This is a genomic window from Pseudomonas sp. FR229a (genome assembly GCF_030209115.1).
Taxonomy (GTDB): Bacteria; Pseudomonadota; Gammaproteobacteria; order Pseudomonadales; family Pseudomonadaceae; genus Aquipseudomonas; species Aquipseudomonas moraviensis_A.
Genome location: NZ_JARVSP010000005.1, coordinates 101,912 through 118,263 on the forward strand (window position 1 = coordinate 101,912; position 16,352 = coordinate 118,263).

13 protein-coding genes are annotated in these 16,352 nt (G+C 59.5%); all 13 read right to left on the reverse strand.

Annotated elements, in window-relative coordinates; all coding sequences use genetic code 11:
* Nucleotide 1: 1 nt before the first annotated feature.
* The 13 genes from QRN33_RS04080 to QRN33_RS04140 all read right to left on the reverse strand — a co-directional run bounded on the left by QRN33_RS04080 (nucleotide 2) and on the right by QRN33_RS04140 (nucleotide 16,332).
* Nucleotides 2-841 (reverse strand): DUF4123 domain-containing protein, encoded by an 840-nt coding sequence (locus QRN33_RS04080; protein WP_285407265.1) that lies wholly within the window; start codon nucleotides 839-841, stop codon nucleotides 2-4.
* Complete coding sequence (locus QRN33_RS04085) at nucleotides 841-2,934, reverse strand: type VI secretion system Vgr family protein (protein ID WP_285407267.1); 2,094 nt, start codon at nucleotides 2,932-2,934, stop codon at nucleotides 841-843. Before QRN33_RS04085 ends, QRN33_RS04080 begins: the two co-directional genes overlap by 1 nt.
* Before the next feature lie 288 nt (nucleotides 2,935-3,222).
* On the reverse strand, nucleotides 3,223-3,843 hold the full coding sequence (locus tag QRN33_RS04090) for a transglycosylase SLT domain-containing protein (protein WP_285407269.1): 621 nt from the start codon (nucleotides 3,841-3,843) through the stop codon (nucleotides 3,223-3,225).
* Nucleotides 3,844-3,887: 44 nt separating this feature from the next.
* A complete protein-coding gene (locus QRN33_RS04095; RefSeq protein ID WP_285407272.1) occupies nucleotides 3,888-4,826 on the reverse strand; it encodes a carbohydrate kinase family protein in 939 nt (312 codons plus the stop codon).
* A gap of 13 nt (nucleotides 4,827-4,839) precedes the next feature.
* Nucleotides 4,840-6,336, reverse strand: a complete 1,497-nt coding sequence (gene xylB, locus QRN33_RS04100) for a xylulokinase (protein ID WP_285407274.1) — start codon at nucleotides 6,334-6,336, stop codon at nucleotides 4,840-4,842.
* A 432-nt stretch (nucleotides 6,337-6,768) separates the two neighbouring features.
* Nucleotides 6,769-8,241, reverse strand: a complete 1,473-nt coding sequence (locus QRN33_RS04105) for a mannitol dehydrogenase family protein (RefSeq protein ID WP_285407276.1) — start codon at nucleotides 8,239-8,241, stop codon at nucleotides 6,769-6,771.
* Nucleotides 8,242-8,256: 15 nt separating this feature from the next.
* The gene (locus QRN33_RS04110) at nucleotides 8,257-9,360 is read right to left on the reverse strand and encodes an ABC transporter ATP-binding protein (RefSeq protein WP_285407278.1); all 1,104 of its coding nucleotides are present in this window, start codon (nucleotides 9,358-9,360) and stop codon (nucleotides 8,257-8,259) included.
* 131 nt (nucleotides 9,361-9,491) lie between these two features.
* Nucleotides 9,492-10,322, reverse strand: coding sequence for a carbohydrate ABC transporter permease (locus tag QRN33_RS04115; protein ID WP_016774872.1), 831 nt, complete (start codon nucleotides 10,320-10,322; stop codon nucleotides 9,492-9,494).
* Between the two features lie 8 nt (nucleotides 10,323-10,330).
* Complete coding sequence (locus QRN33_RS04120) at nucleotides 10,331-11,257, reverse strand: carbohydrate ABC transporter permease (protein ID WP_041480415.1); 927 nt, start codon at nucleotides 11,255-11,257, stop codon at nucleotides 10,331-10,333.
* Nucleotides 11,258-11,406: 149 nt separating this feature from the next.
* A complete protein-coding gene (locus QRN33_RS04125; protein ID WP_285407280.1) occupies nucleotides 11,407-12,717 on the reverse strand; it encodes an ABC transporter substrate-binding protein in 1,311 nt (436 codons plus the stop codon).
* Nucleotides 12,718-13,058: 341 nt separating this feature from the next.
* On the reverse strand, nucleotides 13,059-13,964 hold the full coding sequence (locus QRN33_RS04130) for an AraC family transcriptional regulator (RefSeq protein ID WP_042610084.1): 906 nt from the start codon (nucleotides 13,962-13,964) through the stop codon (nucleotides 13,059-13,061).
* Nucleotides 13,965-14,042: 78 nt separating this feature from the next.
* On the reverse strand, nucleotides 14,043-14,915 hold the full coding sequence (locus QRN33_RS04135) for a phosphatidylinositol-specific phospholipase C domain-containing protein (protein ID WP_285407281.1): 873 nt from the start codon (nucleotides 14,913-14,915) through the stop codon (nucleotides 14,043-14,045).
* 112 nt (nucleotides 14,916-15,027) lie between these two features.
* Nucleotides 15,028-16,332, reverse strand: a complete 1,305-nt coding sequence (locus tag QRN33_RS04140; RefSeq protein WP_285407282.1) for a glycosyltransferase — start codon at nucleotides 16,330-16,332, stop codon at nucleotides 15,028-15,030.
* Nucleotides 16,333-16,352: the final 20 nt, after the last annotated feature.

Sequence of the window (16,352 nt, forward strand, 5' to 3'; positions counted from 1 at the left end):
CTCACTCCGACAACTCTCGCATCACCACACCAAGCGGCAACTTCTCTCCAATTGCCCGTTCTTTCGCCTTTTCCCACATTGGCCAGTTCGCCGGAAATTCGCGGTCCATCAATTGCAGGCTGGCAAAGAGAGTGACGTCTTCCGCGTCTGTTAAACCTTCACTGCGGCCAGCGTCCAGCGCTTCTTTCACTTGCTTCAACCGTGCACCGTGGCAGGTGCTGGCAAACACTTCAGGCGCTTCTTTTTCCAGTTCAGTGGTGAGGCTGTAGGGCAGAGGATCGATCTCCATGTCCGTCCAAAGCTTTCCGTCGAGGAAAATAGGCTCGTATCTTCCGGGCTTTTCGAGGTTGAGCCCCTTCAGACACTGCCATTGATCTTCCTCTGCTGGCACCCACCATTCCTGCAGTGGGCCAAACAGCCACGCATGCCAAGACAGATCATCGCGTGCGTGCAGCATCGGCACCACTTCTGGCGCGTAGCTACGAATCATCAGGACTTCGCCAGCTTCATTTTTTGCCAGCAACGCATCACTCAGGTGAGCAGCGAGCTTGTCGGCTGGGCAGTCGGTACGAATCCAACTGGCCATCGCGGTGCAGCCGGTGAAGTGTTCGTGAGCGAGAAAGGCCTCGAATTCCATGTGGCTAACGTCGACCAGCCAAGGACCGTAGTTGCGCAGTTCGGAGAATTCCGGTTGCACCATCAGCGGCCGTCGCGACGGCTCAGCTCTAATGAACTGCAATCGAGCGGATTCCGGCAACAAGCCGGTTTCAACGATCGCGAATATCGCCTGAGCGTTCTTTTGCGCTTCGCTCCAGGCTTTCGCTGCGTCACTCTTTGTCATCAATTGGCCCCCGATTGCAGGGCGAGCTTTTCGCGCATGGCTTTTTTCAGGCATTCAACGCAGATGCCGGTAGGTGCTTTGAGTTTCGGCGTCACGGCGAGGGACTCCGCCTGCATCATCTGGTTAGCGCGGGTTTGCATCAGGCGTCCGGCGTTATCAACGGCTGCGAGGCCCGGAATGAATGGTGCAAGTATCTGAATACCTGTACCTGATCCAGGCGCACCACCGGTATTCACCTTCACCTCAGCCCCACTAATCGTCACACCACCGGCATCAACCTTCACAAAACTCCCGCCAGCTTTAGCCGTGAGCTCCATGCCGCCTTCAACCACAACCTTCTCACCAGCGTGATAGTGAATCTCGGTCCCGGCCTCAACAAACTGCCCAGTCCCAACCTTCACATGCTGCGTCACACCGACCGTCAGGTGATCATCCGCGCGCATCTCACTGATGCGATCCAGATGGGTAATCCGGTGCTCTTCAACCTTGAATTCACTCAACACATTGGCTTCTACGGTGTCATGCCGTTCGTTGCCGACGCGGATTTTCTGGTCGTGTTCGATGTTTTCGTCCCAGTCGCGCTGGGCGTGGATGTAGATCTGTTCGGCGCCTTTCTTGTCTTCGATGCGGAATTCGTTATAGCCCTTGCCGCCCGGGGAGCTGAGGGTTTTGAAGGTGCTGCGGGTCTTGTTGGCCGGCAGGTCGTAGGGGACGACGTTTTCCTTGTGGTACAGGCAGCCGGTGACGAGGGGCTGGTCGGGGTCGCCTTCGAGGAAGGTGACGAGCACTTCCATGCCGATGCGCGGGATGGCGATGCCGCCGTAGGCGCTGCCTGCCCAGCCGCTGGCGACGCGCATCCAGCAGGTGGTTTTGTCGTCGGACTGGCCGTCGCGGTCCCAGTGGAATTGCACTTTGATGCGGCCGTACTGATCGCAGTGGATTTCTTCACCGGGCGGACCGGTGACGACGGCGGTCTGGCTGCCGAGGACTTTCGGTTTCGGGTGTTCGAGGGCAGGGCGGTAGTGCGCGTCCCACGGGGTGGCAAGGAAGCTGTTGCGGTAGCCCTGGTGGAAATCGCTTTTGTTGTCGGTGACGTCGCTGGTGACGTTTTCGCCGAGCACTTGCGGTTGTTTGCCTTCGTGAAAGACTTCCAGCAGCAGCCACAGGTCGTTCCACTCGGCCCGCGGGTGTTCGGCGAGCGTGAGGAAATGGCCGCTGGTGAGGGTCGGTTCGTCACCTTTGCCTTCGGCGAGTTTGTAGTCGCTGCGATGGCGCTCCAGGGCGCGGGTCGAGAGGAACTTGCCGCGCTCGCGAGTCGTGAAGCGGCCGGGGTAATCGTAGTCTTCCAGATCCGGGGCGAATTCGGATTTGACCGCGCCTTCCGGCAGCAACTTGGGTTTTTCGAAATCGTAGTCGCGGCGGCTGACGCGGGTAGTGCGGGTTTCCAGGCGCAGGTTGAAGCGCTTGATCACCGGCTTCTCGGCGGCCATGCCGGAGTCCTGCTGGTAGCTGACCGGTTTCAGTTTGCGGAATACGGTCTGGTCGTCGCCGAACACCAGTTTGTGGCCGCTGCTGCTGTGCTGGAAGTGGAAGTGAATGCCTTCCTCTTCGCACAGACGCTGGATGAAATGCAGGTCGGACTCGTCGTATTGCACGCAATAATCGCGTTCCGGGTACTCGGCGCCAAGCTGGAAGCTATAGGCGTCGGAGAGAATGCCGCGATCTTCCAGCACCTGAGCGATGATTTTCGGCACCGTCAGCTGCTGGAAGATCTGCTGATCATGGTTGTGCTGCAGATAGGCCAATTGTGGCATCAGGCTGATGCTGTAGCGGGTCAGGGTCTTGCCGGAGTCGCCCTGCTCGATGCGATAGACCTGGCCGTGAATCTTGCCTTCGCCAGTGGCGCCGAACGTCAGGCAGGCGCGCTTGTGCAGCAGCTCTTCGAGCTTCAGATCGGGGCGGGCGCTGACCAGTTCGAGGTCGAAACGGAACGGTTCGTTGAGGGCTTCGCGACCGGTGAAGCTGAGGACTTGCAGGTCGGCGTTGGCGTCTTCGATCGAGAGGGTGATGTGGGTTGCGTTGGCGTCCAGCATGCCTTGAATTCCGTCCGTTGAATAAGCAGGTGATGGATGTTGCAGGATTAGACGGCCTCATTCAAGGCGCAAATGGCGTAGGCGTGGGACCGCGATGCCATAGGGAAAACCCTTAGGAGGGCGGTTTCGGCCAGTGAAGCCGGGCAGCGAATGGATTTTTAGTGTCTGATCGGGCGCCATCGCGAGCAGGCTCACTCCTGCATTGGATGGGTGGCGGGCATGATTACCGCGTCCACCGAAGATCTCTTGTAGGAGTGAGCCTGCTCGCGATGAGGCGTTCGGATCACCCTACAACCAATGCCAGAACCGGCTCCAGAACCCGCGATTGAGGTCTTCCTTGCACCCGGCATACTGCTGCGCGTACAGATCCGAGCGGTTCTGCACCTTGCGTGCGGTCGGCAGTAGCCACGCTTTACTCGCGTAGGTCTTGTTGCGAAAGCCGCCCCAGCCTTCGTGGTAGTTCAGGTACTGGTTGTAGGCGTCGTATTTGTACACGCCGTTGATCGTGGTGGTCTTGTCCATGTACCAGCCGACGAAGTCGATGGCGTCGTCGAAGTCTTCGCGGTCGGCCCAGTTGCGACCGGTGCTTTTCTGGTAGTCGGCCCAGACTTCGTCCTTGGCTTGCGCGTAGCCGGACGCGGTCGAGACGCGGCCCCAAGGAATCACCCAGAGCAGGTATTTGCGAGGCGTCTTGGCGTCGTAGCGATAGCCGGACTCTTGGTACATGATCGCGAAGGGCACCTGGATCGGCACGCCCCAGCGTTTCTGGGTGACTTGTGCGGCGTCGTACCAGTCGCTTTTCTCGCGGAAGATTGCGCAGATGTCTTCCGGCGAGCGGGGCGGCGAGGTGCCGCAACCGCTCAGCAGGGTGGCTAGGGTCAGGAGGGCGAAGATGTGCCTGCGATTCAAAAGCTGTTTTCCGTCGTGCGCAAAAAGGCCGACAGTCTACGCGCTCAGCTCAATTGATGACGATAGGGCAGATCCGGACCGGTTTTGCTACACGTCAGCGCGGCGGCTTGCACGGCGAACCTGAGCATGCCGTCAATTTGCTCGCGACTGAGCTGCTGCACGCCTGCGACCGAGTCCAGCGAGTGCTCGGTCAGCCAAGTGATCAGCGCTGCCTGGAAGGTATCACCGGCGCCGACGGTATCGGCAATCGTTACCGGGTTGGCCGGCACCGACCATGAGCCGTGGGCGCGACTGAACACCGTTGCGCCGTCGCCGCCGCGCGTCAGGAAGACGATCTGGCAGCGATGTTCGAGCCAGCCTTCAATCACCTGCTGCGGATCCTGCTCGGGATAGAGCAGGCTCAGGTCTTCGTCGCTGACTTTGATCAGATCGGCCAGCCGCACCAGCGTGGCGATGCGCTCGCGCCATAGATCGATGTTCGGCTCGGGATTGAGGCGCACATTGGGATCGAGGCTGATCAGGCGTTTGCCGCTTTCACGCTGGACCAGTTTCAGCAGCGTGTCGCCAATCGGCTGCACCACCAGCGAAAACGAGCCAATGTGCAGGCCGCGAACCTCGTAGCTGAGTGTCGGCAGATGCGCCTCGCTCAACTGCCGGTCGGCACAACCCTCGCCACGGAAGCTGTAATGCGGCGAACCGTTGGCGCCCACGGCGACCATTGCCAGGGTGGTCGGCGCGGCGAAATCCACCAGATAGTCCGGGCGGACGCCTTCGTCCTGCAGCACTTGCTGCAGTCGGCGGCCGAGGTAGTCAGTGGACAGGCCGCCGAACAACGCCGAGTCCACGCCCAAACGCCGCAAACCGACGGCGACGTTTAACGGCGAGCCGCCGGCAATCGCTTTGAAATTGACTTTCGAGGCCAGACCGCTGGCATCGTTTTCGCTGAAGAAATCAAACAGGGCTTCGCCACACACCAGGTACATAGTTGTTTGCTCGTTATAGGGTTGCGACATGCTGTTGATAGCGTTCGTAGGCCTGCTGGAACGCCGCGACATTGGCGGCAATCGGCAGGGTTTCACTGCGCGCGTCGAGTTTCACGCAGCGTTCGCACAGAGCGGCCAGGGAGACATCGTCACCGTTCAAACGCAACGCGCACCACGCTGCCTGAATCGCTGCGCCCAGTGCGGCGGCTTCGCTTTGTTCGGTGCAGATCACCGGGGCGTTCATGATGTCGGCGACGATCTGCCGCCACACCGCGCTCTTCGAGCCGCCGCCGATCAGGCAGATGCGCAGGCTTTGTAAACCATTCTGACGGAGCAAATCCAGCCCGTAGCGCAAACCGAAGGTGGTGCCTTCGACGGCGGCGCGGCACAGATTGGCCTGGGTCAGATTGTCCATGGTCAGCCCGTGCAGGCTGCCGGTGGCGTGGGGCAGGGCGGGGACGCGTTCGCCGTTGAGAAACGGCAGCATGCTCACGCCTTCGGCGCCGATCGGCGACTGCGCGACCAATTCATTGAAGGTCGGCAGATCGAGCTTGAACAATTCACGAATCGCGCCGGTGGCGTTGGTCAGGTTCATGGTGCAGATCAGCGGCAGCCAGCCGCCGCTGGACGAGCAGAAGGTGGCGACCGAGGCATCGGCGCTGACCTTCGGCGCGTCGGAGAAGGCGTAGACCGTGCCGGACGATCCGAGGCTCATGGTGATCGCGCCGGGCTGGATATTGCCGGTGCCGATGGCGCCCATCATGTTGTCGCCACCGCCGCTCGAAACGACTGCGTTGGGGTTGATGCCGAGTTGCTCGGCAATCGCTGGCAGGAGGGTGCCCACGGCGGCGTGCGCGTCGATCAGCTCCGGCAGCGCGGTTTGCAAACAGCCGCTGGCGTCGATGTCGCGCAGGATCTGCAAATCCCACTGACGCGTGCGCACGTTGAAATAACCGGTGCCGGACGCGTCGCCGTATTCGCTGCAGGCGCGGCCGGTAAGCCAGTAGTTGAGGTAGTCGTGGGGCAGGAGGATCCGAGCGATGCGTGAGAACACCTCGGGATGCTGCTCTTTGGTCCAGAGCAGTTTCGATACCGTGTAGCCCGGCGCAATGACCACGCCGAGGCGTTCCAGCGAACCTTGCTCACCGCCCAGTTGCGCGAACAAGCGGTCGTTTTCCGGCGTGGTTTCGGTATCGCACCAGAGCTTGGCCGGGCGCAGCACTGCGCCTTGCTCGTCGAGCAGAACCAGACCGTGTTGCTGCCCGGAGACGCCGACGCCGAGAATCGCCTGACCGTCGACATTGGCCGCCTGCAAGGCCTGGCGAGTGGCGCTGACGAAAGCGTCGAGCCACTGCTGGACGTCTTGTTCGCGGCGGCCATTGGCGCCGCTGATCATCGTATGGGGCGCCGCGCCCAGACCGAGCACCTGACCGCTGTCGGCATCGAGGATGATCGCTTTGGTGCCTTGGGTGCCGCAGTCAATACCCAGGAAGAGCTTTGTTGTTGTCATGTATGGGCCTGTCAGATTGCGCTGAAGATCAAGAGCTACCCCCTCACCCCAGCCCTCTCCCCCAGGGGGGCGAGGGGGAAAGGGAGCAGATTTTCATGCTTTTCAAGCTTTGTATTCGACTCGAAATTTCATGTCGATGAATAACGGAAGAACCCCGCGGTCGGTTCCCTCTCCCCCAGGGTGGCGAGGGGGAAAGGGAGCAGATTTTCATGCTTTTCAAGCTTTGTATTCGACTCGGAATTTCAGGTCGATGAACAACGGAAGAACCCCGCGGTCGGTTCCCTCTCCCCCAGGGGGGCGAGGGGGAAAGGGAGCAGATTGTCATGCTTTTCAAACTCTTTATTCGACTCGGAATTTCAGGTCGATGAACAACGGAAGAACCCCGCGGTCGGTTCCCTCTCCCCCCGGGAGAGGGCTAGGGTGAGGGGCTTTTCAGCCGAGCACCCGTTCCAGAGTCCGCGAAACCCCAACCTCGCGCAGACTCTGGCAGCACCATTCGAACGCCGCAACAAACTCCGCCGATTTCGCGATCGCCGTGCCGAAAATCTCTTCCACGCCCAGCAGGCGTTCGCTGATCAACTCATCGTCCGCTACCAGTCCCTGTACGAAAGCCGCTCGCGGATCCGGAATCGAATACGTATCGCCGTTCTCGTCCACGCCCTTCAAATACAAGGCCCACGCGGCGACGACCAATGCCGCGCGTTTGGTCTCTTTGCCATCGGCAATCAACCGGTTGATCGTCGGCACGGTGAATTTGGGAAACTTTGATGAGCCATCCGAACACACCCGCTCAAGCTGATCGGCAATCGCCTGATTGGAAAATCGCGCCACCAGCGTGTCCTTGTACTCGCTCAGATCGATGCCCGGTACCGGTGCCAGTTGCGGCGTGACGTCGATGTCCATATAGGTGCGCATGTACCGCACGAACAGCGGGTCGTTCATGGTCTCGTGGACGAAGCGATAACCCTTGAGAAAGCCCAGATACGTCAGCGCCAGATGACTGCCGTTGAGCAGTTTGATTTTCATCTCTTCGTACGGCGACACATCGTCGGTGAACTGCACCCCGACCTTTTCCCATGCGGGGCGGCCGTTGCCGAACTTGTCCTCCAGCACCCACTGCACAAACGGTTCGCAGACCACCGGCCAGGCATCGTCAACGGCGTGTTTGTCGGCCAGTTGCAGGCGATGTGCGGTGCTGGTCATCGGTGTAATGCGGTCGACCATGGCGTTGGGGAAACTGACGTTCTGCTCGATCCACTCGCGCAGTTGCGGATCACGCAGGGCGGCGAATGCCAGCAGTGCCTTGCGAGCGACCGCGCCGTTGTGCGGCAGGTTATCGCAGGACATCACCGTGAACGCCGGAACGCCCGCCGCTCGGCGTTTGGCCAGTGCGGCGCAGAGGAAACCGAACACGGTGCCCGGCGCTTCGGGATGGGCCAGGTCGTGTTGAATCTGCGGCAGATGCGCCATGAACTCGCCGTTGCTGTCGTCGATGCAGTAACCGCCCTCGGTGATGGTCAGGGAGACGATGCGGATCTGCGGTTCGGCCAGTTTGTCGATCAGCGCCTGTGCGCCATCTTCGGCGAGCAGCATGTCGCGGATGGCGCCGATGACGCGCACTTCGGTGTCGTCGCTGTCGCCCAGTTCGAACAGAGTGAACAGATAATCCTGCTCGCGCAGATCATCGCGAGCGCGGCGGTCTTCCGGGCGCAGGCCGACGCCACAGATGGCCCAGTCGAGCGCTTCGCCAGTGTTCATCAAGGCATCGGTGTAATAGGCCTGATGCGCGCGGTGGAAGCCACCGACGCCAATATGCGCGATGCCCTGGCGTGTGTCGCCGAGGTCGTAGCCGGGGAGTTGCACTTCGGCGGCGAGGCGATTGAGGTTCTGTTGGTTGAGTTTCATCGGATAGTCTCGAAATCAGGCGGCAGCGCGCAGTGGGCGGGTCAGCGCCACACCGTCGGCGTCGAACAGATGGCAGTGAGTCGGGTCCAGGCGCAGGTTCAATTGTTCGCCATAACGGCTGGCCAGATCGCCGCGCACGCGCATGGTCAGGGCTTCGCCGGCGCTGGTGGTGACGTGGCAGAAGGTGTCGCTGCCCAAGCGCTCGCTAACGTCGGCAGTCACCTGCAACGTGCAGTCGCCGGGTTGCGCCAGCTCAAGGTGTTCCGGGCGACTGCCCAGCGTCACCGCGCTGCCGACGCTGAGGTTGGCGGCATTGAACGGCAGGGTGATGCGCGTGCCGGCGTCCAGCGCAACTTCGCAGCTGGCGCCGTCGATGCGCGCGATCTTGCCTTTGAGGAAACCCATTTTCGGCGTGCCGAGAAAGCCGGCGACGAACAGGTTGGCCGGGTTGTGATAGAGGTCCAGCGGCGAGCCGACCTGTTCGATCCGGCCGCCATTGAGCACCACGACCTTGTCGGCCATGGTCATCGCTTCGACCTGATCGTGGGTCACGTAGATCATCGTTGCTTGCAGGTCTTTGTGCAGGCGCAGCAACTCCAGACGCATCTGCACGCGCAACGCCGCGTCGAGGTTGGACAGCGGTTCATCGAAAAGGAAAATCTTCGGGTTGCGCACGATGGCACGGCCGATCGCCACGCGCTGGCGCTGGCCGCCGGACAGCTGTTTCGGTTTGCGCTCGAGCATCGGCCCGAGTTCGAGAATGCGCGCCGCTTCGCCGACCTTGCGCTCGACCTCGGCTTTCGGCACGCCGGCCAGATCGAGGGCGAAGGACATGTTCTTCTTCACGGTCATGTGCGGATACAGCGCGTAGGTCTGGAACACCATCGCCAGATCACGCTTGGCCGGGCTGACTTCAGTAATGTCGCGGCCGTCGAGTTCGATGGTGCCGCCGCTGACTTCTTCCAGGCCGGCGATCAGCCGCAGCAGGGTGGACTTGCCGCAGCCCGACGGGCCGACGAAGACCACGAACTCCTTATCGTTCACTTCCAGGTCGATGCCCTTGATGATGGAAAAGCCTTCGAAGCCTTTTTGCAGATTCTTGATTTTCAGGTTGGCCATGAGATGGGCCTCCGCATTGTTGTTTTTCAAGATCAAAAGATCGCAGCCTTCGGCAGCTCCTACAGGAGATTCATGCCGATTCGACATTCCCTGTAGGAGCTGCCGAAGGCTGCGATCTTTTGCTTTTCAATTCATTTCACGGCACCAAACGACAGCCCGCGCACCAGTTGCTTCTGGCTGATCCAGCCAAAGATCAGAATCGGCGCGCAGGCGAGGGTCGAGACTGCCGACAACTTGGCCCAGAACAGACCCTCGGGGCTTGAGTACGAGGCGATCAACGCAGTCAGTGGCGCGGCATTCGACGAGGTCAGGTTCAGCGACCAGAACGCCTCGTTCCAGCACAGGATCAGCGACAGCAGCACGGTCGAGGCGAGGCCGCCCTTGGCGATCGGCAGCAGCACGCGCACCATTTCCTGCCACAGCGTCGCGCCGTCAAGCCGGGCGGCTTCGAGGATGTCTTTGGGGATGTCCTTGAAGTAGGTGTAAACCATCCAGACCACGATCGGCAGGTTGATCAGCGTGTAGATCACGATCAGCGCAATGCGCGTGTCGAGCAGGCCAAAGCTCTTGGCCAACAGATAAATCGGCATCAGCACGCCCACCGGCGGCAGCATCTTGGTCGAGAGCATCCACAGCAGCGTGCCTTTGGTGCGCTGGGTTTCGTAGAACGCCATCGAGTAGGCCGCCGGCACCGCGATCAACAGACACAGGGCGGTGGCACTGAAGGAGATCACCACCGAATTCCAGGCGAAACTGAAATAATCGCTGCGCTCGTTGATGTGCAGGTAGTTCTCCAGCGTCGGTGTGAAGATGAACTGCGGCGGCGTGGCGAAGGCGTCGATTTCGCTCTTGAAGCTGGTCATCACCATCCAGAAGATCGGGAAGAAAATCACGATCGCGATGGCCCAGGCCAGCGTACCGAGCAGCAGGCTTTGCAGGCGGCGGGATTGTTGGAGCGTCATGGCAGGCCTCACGCTTTGTCAGTCAGGTTTTTGCCGATCATCCGCACCAGAATGATCGCGGCGATGTTGGCGATGACCACGGCAATCAAACCGCCCGCCGAAGCCATGCCGACGTCGAACTGCACCAGCGCCTGGTTGTAGATCAGGTAGGCGAGGTTGGTCGAGGCGTAGCCGGGGCCGCCATTGGTGGTGGTGAAGATTTCCGCGAATACCGAGAGCAGGAAGATCGTTTCGATCATCACGACCACGGCGATCGGCCGTGCCAGATGCGGCAGCGTCAGATGCCAGAAGATCGCAATCGGGCCGGCACCGTCCAGGCGTGCGGCTTCCTTCTGTTCCTGATCCAGCGACTGCATCGCCGTCATCAGAATCAGGATCGCGAAGGGCAGCCATTGCCACGAAACGATGATGATGATCGACAGCAGCGGGTAGTGCGCCAGCCAGTCGACCGGTTGCGCGCCGAACAGCTTCCAGATGTAGGCGAGGATCCCCGAAACCGGGTGGAAGATCAGGTTCTTCCAGATCAGCGCACCGACGGTGGGCATGATGAAGAACGGGGAAATCAGCATCACTCGCACCAGGCCGCGACCCAGAAATTCGCTGGCCTCCAGCAACGCGCTGATCAGCACGCCGAAGACCACGCTGATCAGCAACACGCTGCCAACCAGCAACAACGTGTTGGTCGCGCCGGGCATGAAACCCGAATCAGTGAGGAAATAGGTGAAGTTCTCCAGCCCGACGAATTCGTTTTCGCCGGGGTAGAGCAGGTTGTAGCGGATCATCGAAAAGTACAGGGTCATGCCCAGCGGCACGATCATCCACAGCAGCAAGAGTGCCACCGAAGGACTGACCAGAAACCAGCCTGGGTTGCGCACCCGCAGCTTGCGCTGGGGTGGCGACAGGTCGATGTGGGCTTTGGCAGTTGAAGTATTCATGGCAGTAACCGATTCGACAGGCGAATGAAGATCCCCTGTAGGAGTGAGCCTGCTCGCGATAGCGCAATATCATTCAACGTTGATGTCGACTGACACGGCCTCATCGCGAGCAGGCTCACTCCTACAAAAGCAGGAGCAAGCTTTGCGGATTACTTCGGATAACCCGCGCGCTTCATCTCACGTTCCGTGGTCTGCTGCGCCGCTGCCAGCGCCTGATCCACCGTGGTCTGGCCGATCAGCGCGGCCGAGAACAGCTTGCCGACCTGGGTGCCGACTGCCTGGAATTCAGGAATGGTCACCAGCTGAATGCCAATGTACGGCACTGGTTTGAGCGTCGGTTTGCTCGGGTCGGCGGCCTTCAGCGACTCCAGCGTCACTTTGGCAAACGGCGCGGCGCTCATGTACGCGTCGCTGTAGGTCGAAGCGCGGGTGCCCGGCGGCACGTTGGCGATGCCATCGGTCTTGGCAACCAGTTCGCCGTACTCTTTGGAAGTGGCCCACGCGCTGAAGGTTTTCGCCGCATCCTTGGCCTTGGAGCTGGTCGGAATCGCCAGCGCCCACGAATACAGCCACTCCGAGCCTTTGTCGGTGACCTGATGCGGGGCGAAGGTGAAGCCGACGTGATCGGCGACCTTGCTCTGGGTCTTGTCGGTGACGAACGAGCCGGCGACGCTGGCATCGACCCAGATCGCGCATTTGCCACTGTTGAACAGGGCGAGGTTTTCGTTGAAACCGTTGCTGGATGCGCCCGGCGGGCCGGATTTCTTCATGGTGTTGACGTAGAAATTCAGCGCATTTTTCCATTCCGGCCCGCTGAATTCCGGTTTCCACTGCTCATCGAACCAGCGCGCGCCGTAGGCGTTGGCGACCGTGGTGACCAGCGCCATGTTCTCGCCCCAACCGGCCTTGCCGCGCAGGCAGATGCCGTATTGCTCTTTGTCTTTCTGGGTGAGTTTTTCCGCGAAACCGGCGATCTCTTCCCAGGTCGGACGCTCCGGCATGGTCAGCCCGGCGTCCTTGAACAGGTCGGTGCGGTAGTAGGTGATCGAACTCTCTGCGTAGAACGGCAGCGCATACAGCGAACCTTTCACCGACAGGCCTTCGCGCACCGAGGGGAACACGTCGTCCAGAGCGTAACTGGCCGGCAGATCCTTCATCGGCTCGAGCCAGCCCTTGCCGCCCCAGAGTGCCGCTTCGTACATGCCGATGGTCAACACGTCGAACTGTCCGCCCTGGGTGGCGATGTCAGTGGTCAGGCGCTGACGCAGGACGTTTTCTTCCAGCACCACCCAATTGAGCTTGATGTCCGGGTGCTCGCTCTCGAAGGTCTTCGAGAGTTTTTGCATGCGGATCATGTCGCTGTTGTTGACGGTGGCGATGGTCAGGGTCTGGGCGCCAAGGCTGACGCTGCTGAGGGTCATGCAGGTGAGAGCGAGCAGAGCTTTTGCAGTGGGTTGCATCGTGCACTCCTTTTCTGACACCCGTCGGGGCAGAAGGACAGTTATTGTTTTTGTGTCTTCCGAATGCAGGAAGAATCTGCGCTGATTACAGCCTTCAATGGCAGGACTGACAAATCATCCCTAGCACTTTTGTTGATACTTTTTTGCACTGGGGTTTGCTTGGGGGAACGCAGGGAAGGGGTTTTGCGCGAGGGAGCGTTAGCGAATGCGTACAGATTTTTGATGCCAACACAGCCCCTGTAGGAGTGAGCCTGCTCGCGATAGCGGTGTTTCACATTGCAAATGTGTTGGCTGACTCACCGCCATCGCGAGCAGGCTCACTCCTACAGGGGCTTTGTTTATCAGCCGTGGTTTTGTTCTGTCAGGCGCTGCACCGCCAGCCGTCGATAGTGTGAAGGCGTCATGCCCTTGAGCTGCTGAAAGCGCCGATTGAAGTTGGAAATATTGTTGAAGCCCGACTCGAAGCACACCTCAGTCACCGGTTTGTCGCCGTCGGCCAGCAGTTCACAGGATTTGCTGATGCGCAGGCGATTGACGAACTCGATGAAATTGCGTCCGGTGGCCTGTTTGAACACTCGACTGAAATAGGTCGGCGTCATGCCCAAGTGCTCCGCCACCTCTTCCAATGAAATATCTCGGGCGTAGTGACTGAAGATGTAATCGACCGCACGGTTGGTGCGGTCGATATTGTGTTCGTCGGCCAATTGCGGCGTGGTGGCGCCGGACAGCAACTGGAAGTCGTCACTGGCCGCGAGCAGTTCCATCAGGATGAAAAAGTGCCCGAGGCGGGTGATGCCGCTGCTGTCGGCGATGCGTTGCATCAGCGTCATCGCCTGGCGGATCGTGCGTTTGCAGCGGAATTCGATGCCGTATTGCGCACGCTCAAGCAGCGGCGCGAGACTTTTCAGTTCAGCGAAAACCTGGTGCCCGCTTTCGAATAATTCGTCGGTAAAGTTGACGAGCATGTCGCGTTTCTCAACCACTTCATCTTCGGCGACCTGGCTGATCCAGTTGTGCGGCAGGTTGGGCCCGGTGAGAAACAGGGTTTCCGGATAGAAGTTGCCGATGTAGTCGCCGATGAACACCTTGCCGGAACTGGCGACGATCAGGTGCAGTTCGTATTCCTTGTGAAAATGCCAGCGCACCAGCGGGCAGGGGAAGCCGTGCTGGCGGTAGATGATGGACAAACCGTTATGGTCGTCCATCAACTCGTAGGAAGGATCGGTCACGCGAGCGGTTCGGGTCATGACGGGCACTTTTTTATTATCGCTGCGCGATCATGCCTCGTTTTTCGACATTTGTGCCACTTCTGCACGGTCGCCCGTTTACGCCGCTTGGTTGAGCCTGGCGCGAGCCTTTTGCAGGTTGGCCATCTGGCAGAAACGCACGATGTGCGAGTTTTTGATGAAGTCGAAATTGATGATGTTGCACTTGCGCGCCCAATCCGACTGAGCCGGGTCGAACCAACTGTCGAGACTGTCGAGGATTCGCTGCGGGCCGCCGAGGGTATAACTGGTTGCCGACAGCGACCACGGGCGAAGCGTACTGACGGCTGTGCTCAATACGTTGGTGATATAGCCATGCAGATCCGAGGTACTGACGTGCGATTGACCGATCCATTTGTGATTGATCTGGCTGTAGAAACGATAGTCCCGCGTGTCCCAGGTCATCGGCGCGGCCACCATGATGCGTTGCAACGGATTGATGGCTTTTAGTTGGCCCAGCGTCAGATGCAGATTATCGGTGGGAATCAGTCGCTCACCAAGGTTTTCCACTAGCGCCGTTTTGAATTCCGCGTGATTGAATGGATCTTTAGCGCCGGAAAGTTCATGAAAGTCGAGGATGATGAACTCATCCGGACTTCTTTCATAAAATCCCTTCACGTCCCGTATAAGGTCTTCGAGAGTTCGTGAAGAGGTATATCCATTGTGGTGAAAACGGAATTTGGCCAACTGTTTTGCTTTGTTGTCGTAAACGAGGCGCACGTCAAGTGCGCGAGCGCCGCGATTCAACTGCGAATAAAAGGAAACGTCCTGACAGGCAAGCCAGTTTTTCCCGGGAATCAGGGCATAAGAGGCGTCCCAGTCACAACCGGCGTTATGCGCACCGGGCAAAGTCATTTCGAAGAGTGAAAGATTGTCAATGTCTGGAGCGTCAGCCATCCACTGATAGGTTTGAATGTTTTCGAAGTTTTCCATGTTGCATATCCTGCGAATGAAGTTGATAAAAAAGTTGCGCGCAGGATGTTTATAAGCATATTCAACGGGTCGAGAAAGTGTGCTTTTAATGCAAGTGATGTAGTTGAAGCAATTATCGCTCCGCTGGATGTAGTTGGTTCTTGGCCTCAATCCATTGAGCCATGTACTGGGTACTTTTCAGTGTATGGTGCCGCAACATGGCACCAGTAAAGTTGTCGTTTCTAAGTTGTGCCAGGTTTTGTCGGCAATCGTTGATCCTGTTTATCAGACGAGGGCCGTGCACGCTGCGCTGATAACGCTGCTGCAAAAGTGTCGACGCCTCAAGCTGCGCTTGCTGCCAGCGCAGCGGATTTTCGTGTAGTTGCACGGCCTGTTCGGCAAAGGTGTTCGCGTCGAGGGCAACGGCTCCCGGCCACGGCGTGTCGCCATGCATGGCTTCGGCGCCAATCGGCGTGGTGACACTGGGCGTGCCGCACAGCATGGCATCAAGCAGTTTGCCCTTGATACCGGCGCCAAAGCGCAACGGTGCCAGGCAGACTCGGGCTGCAGACATCACCTCGAGGGCATCTTCGGCCCAGTCCATGATGTGAAAGCCCTGCGCGGGATTGTGCAGCGCTGTGGCCTTGGGCGGCGTATAGGCACCATAGACATGCAGTTGCGCGCGAGGCAGCCGCGCGCGGATCAGCGGCCACAGGGTGGTTTTCATCCAGAGCACGGCGTCCCAGTTCGGCGCGTGGCGGAAGTTGCCAATGCTGAGGAAATGCGCGCGTTCGGCGAAGCCTGGCAGGGCGGTGTCCGGAAGATCGATCATCAGCGGACACCAGTGCAGGATTTGCCCTGGCAGGCCGAATTGCCCTGCGAGCAAGTCGATTTCGACTTCGGAAATCATCAGATTCAAGTCACACCGATACAGTGCAGCGATTTCCCGTTTGGCCAGATCGGTGCCGGCCATCAACTGGAATTCTTCGTGCAATGCCGGTGCAAACAGCCCGGTGAAATCAGTCTGCTCGTCGTTGCTTTTCAGCCGGTCCTTGAGGCGCTGATGACGCGCATGACGCAGGCTTTGCAGATCAGAAGTTTCCAGGATACGCAGGGCGTCCGGACAGTGTTTCTCCACGCGCCAGCCAAACTGTTCTTCCATCATGAACTGATCGAACAGCACGATATCCGGCGCCAGCGCGCTGATGAACGCGTCGAAACTGCTGTTGTTGAGCTGAATCGGCACTTCCTCAATGCCCATCGCTGTCAGGTCAGCCTTGTGCTCACCCGGGCCGGCCGGGCTGCTGAAGGTGACTTTCCATCCTTGCTCGAGGAACGTCTCGAGGATCTGCATGACATGCCCGCTGGCCGCTGAGGATCGGGGCTCGGGCCAGACGTAGCCGATGACCAGAACTTTGGTGTTATGCGAATGGCTCACGACTGATCCTCTGACCCATG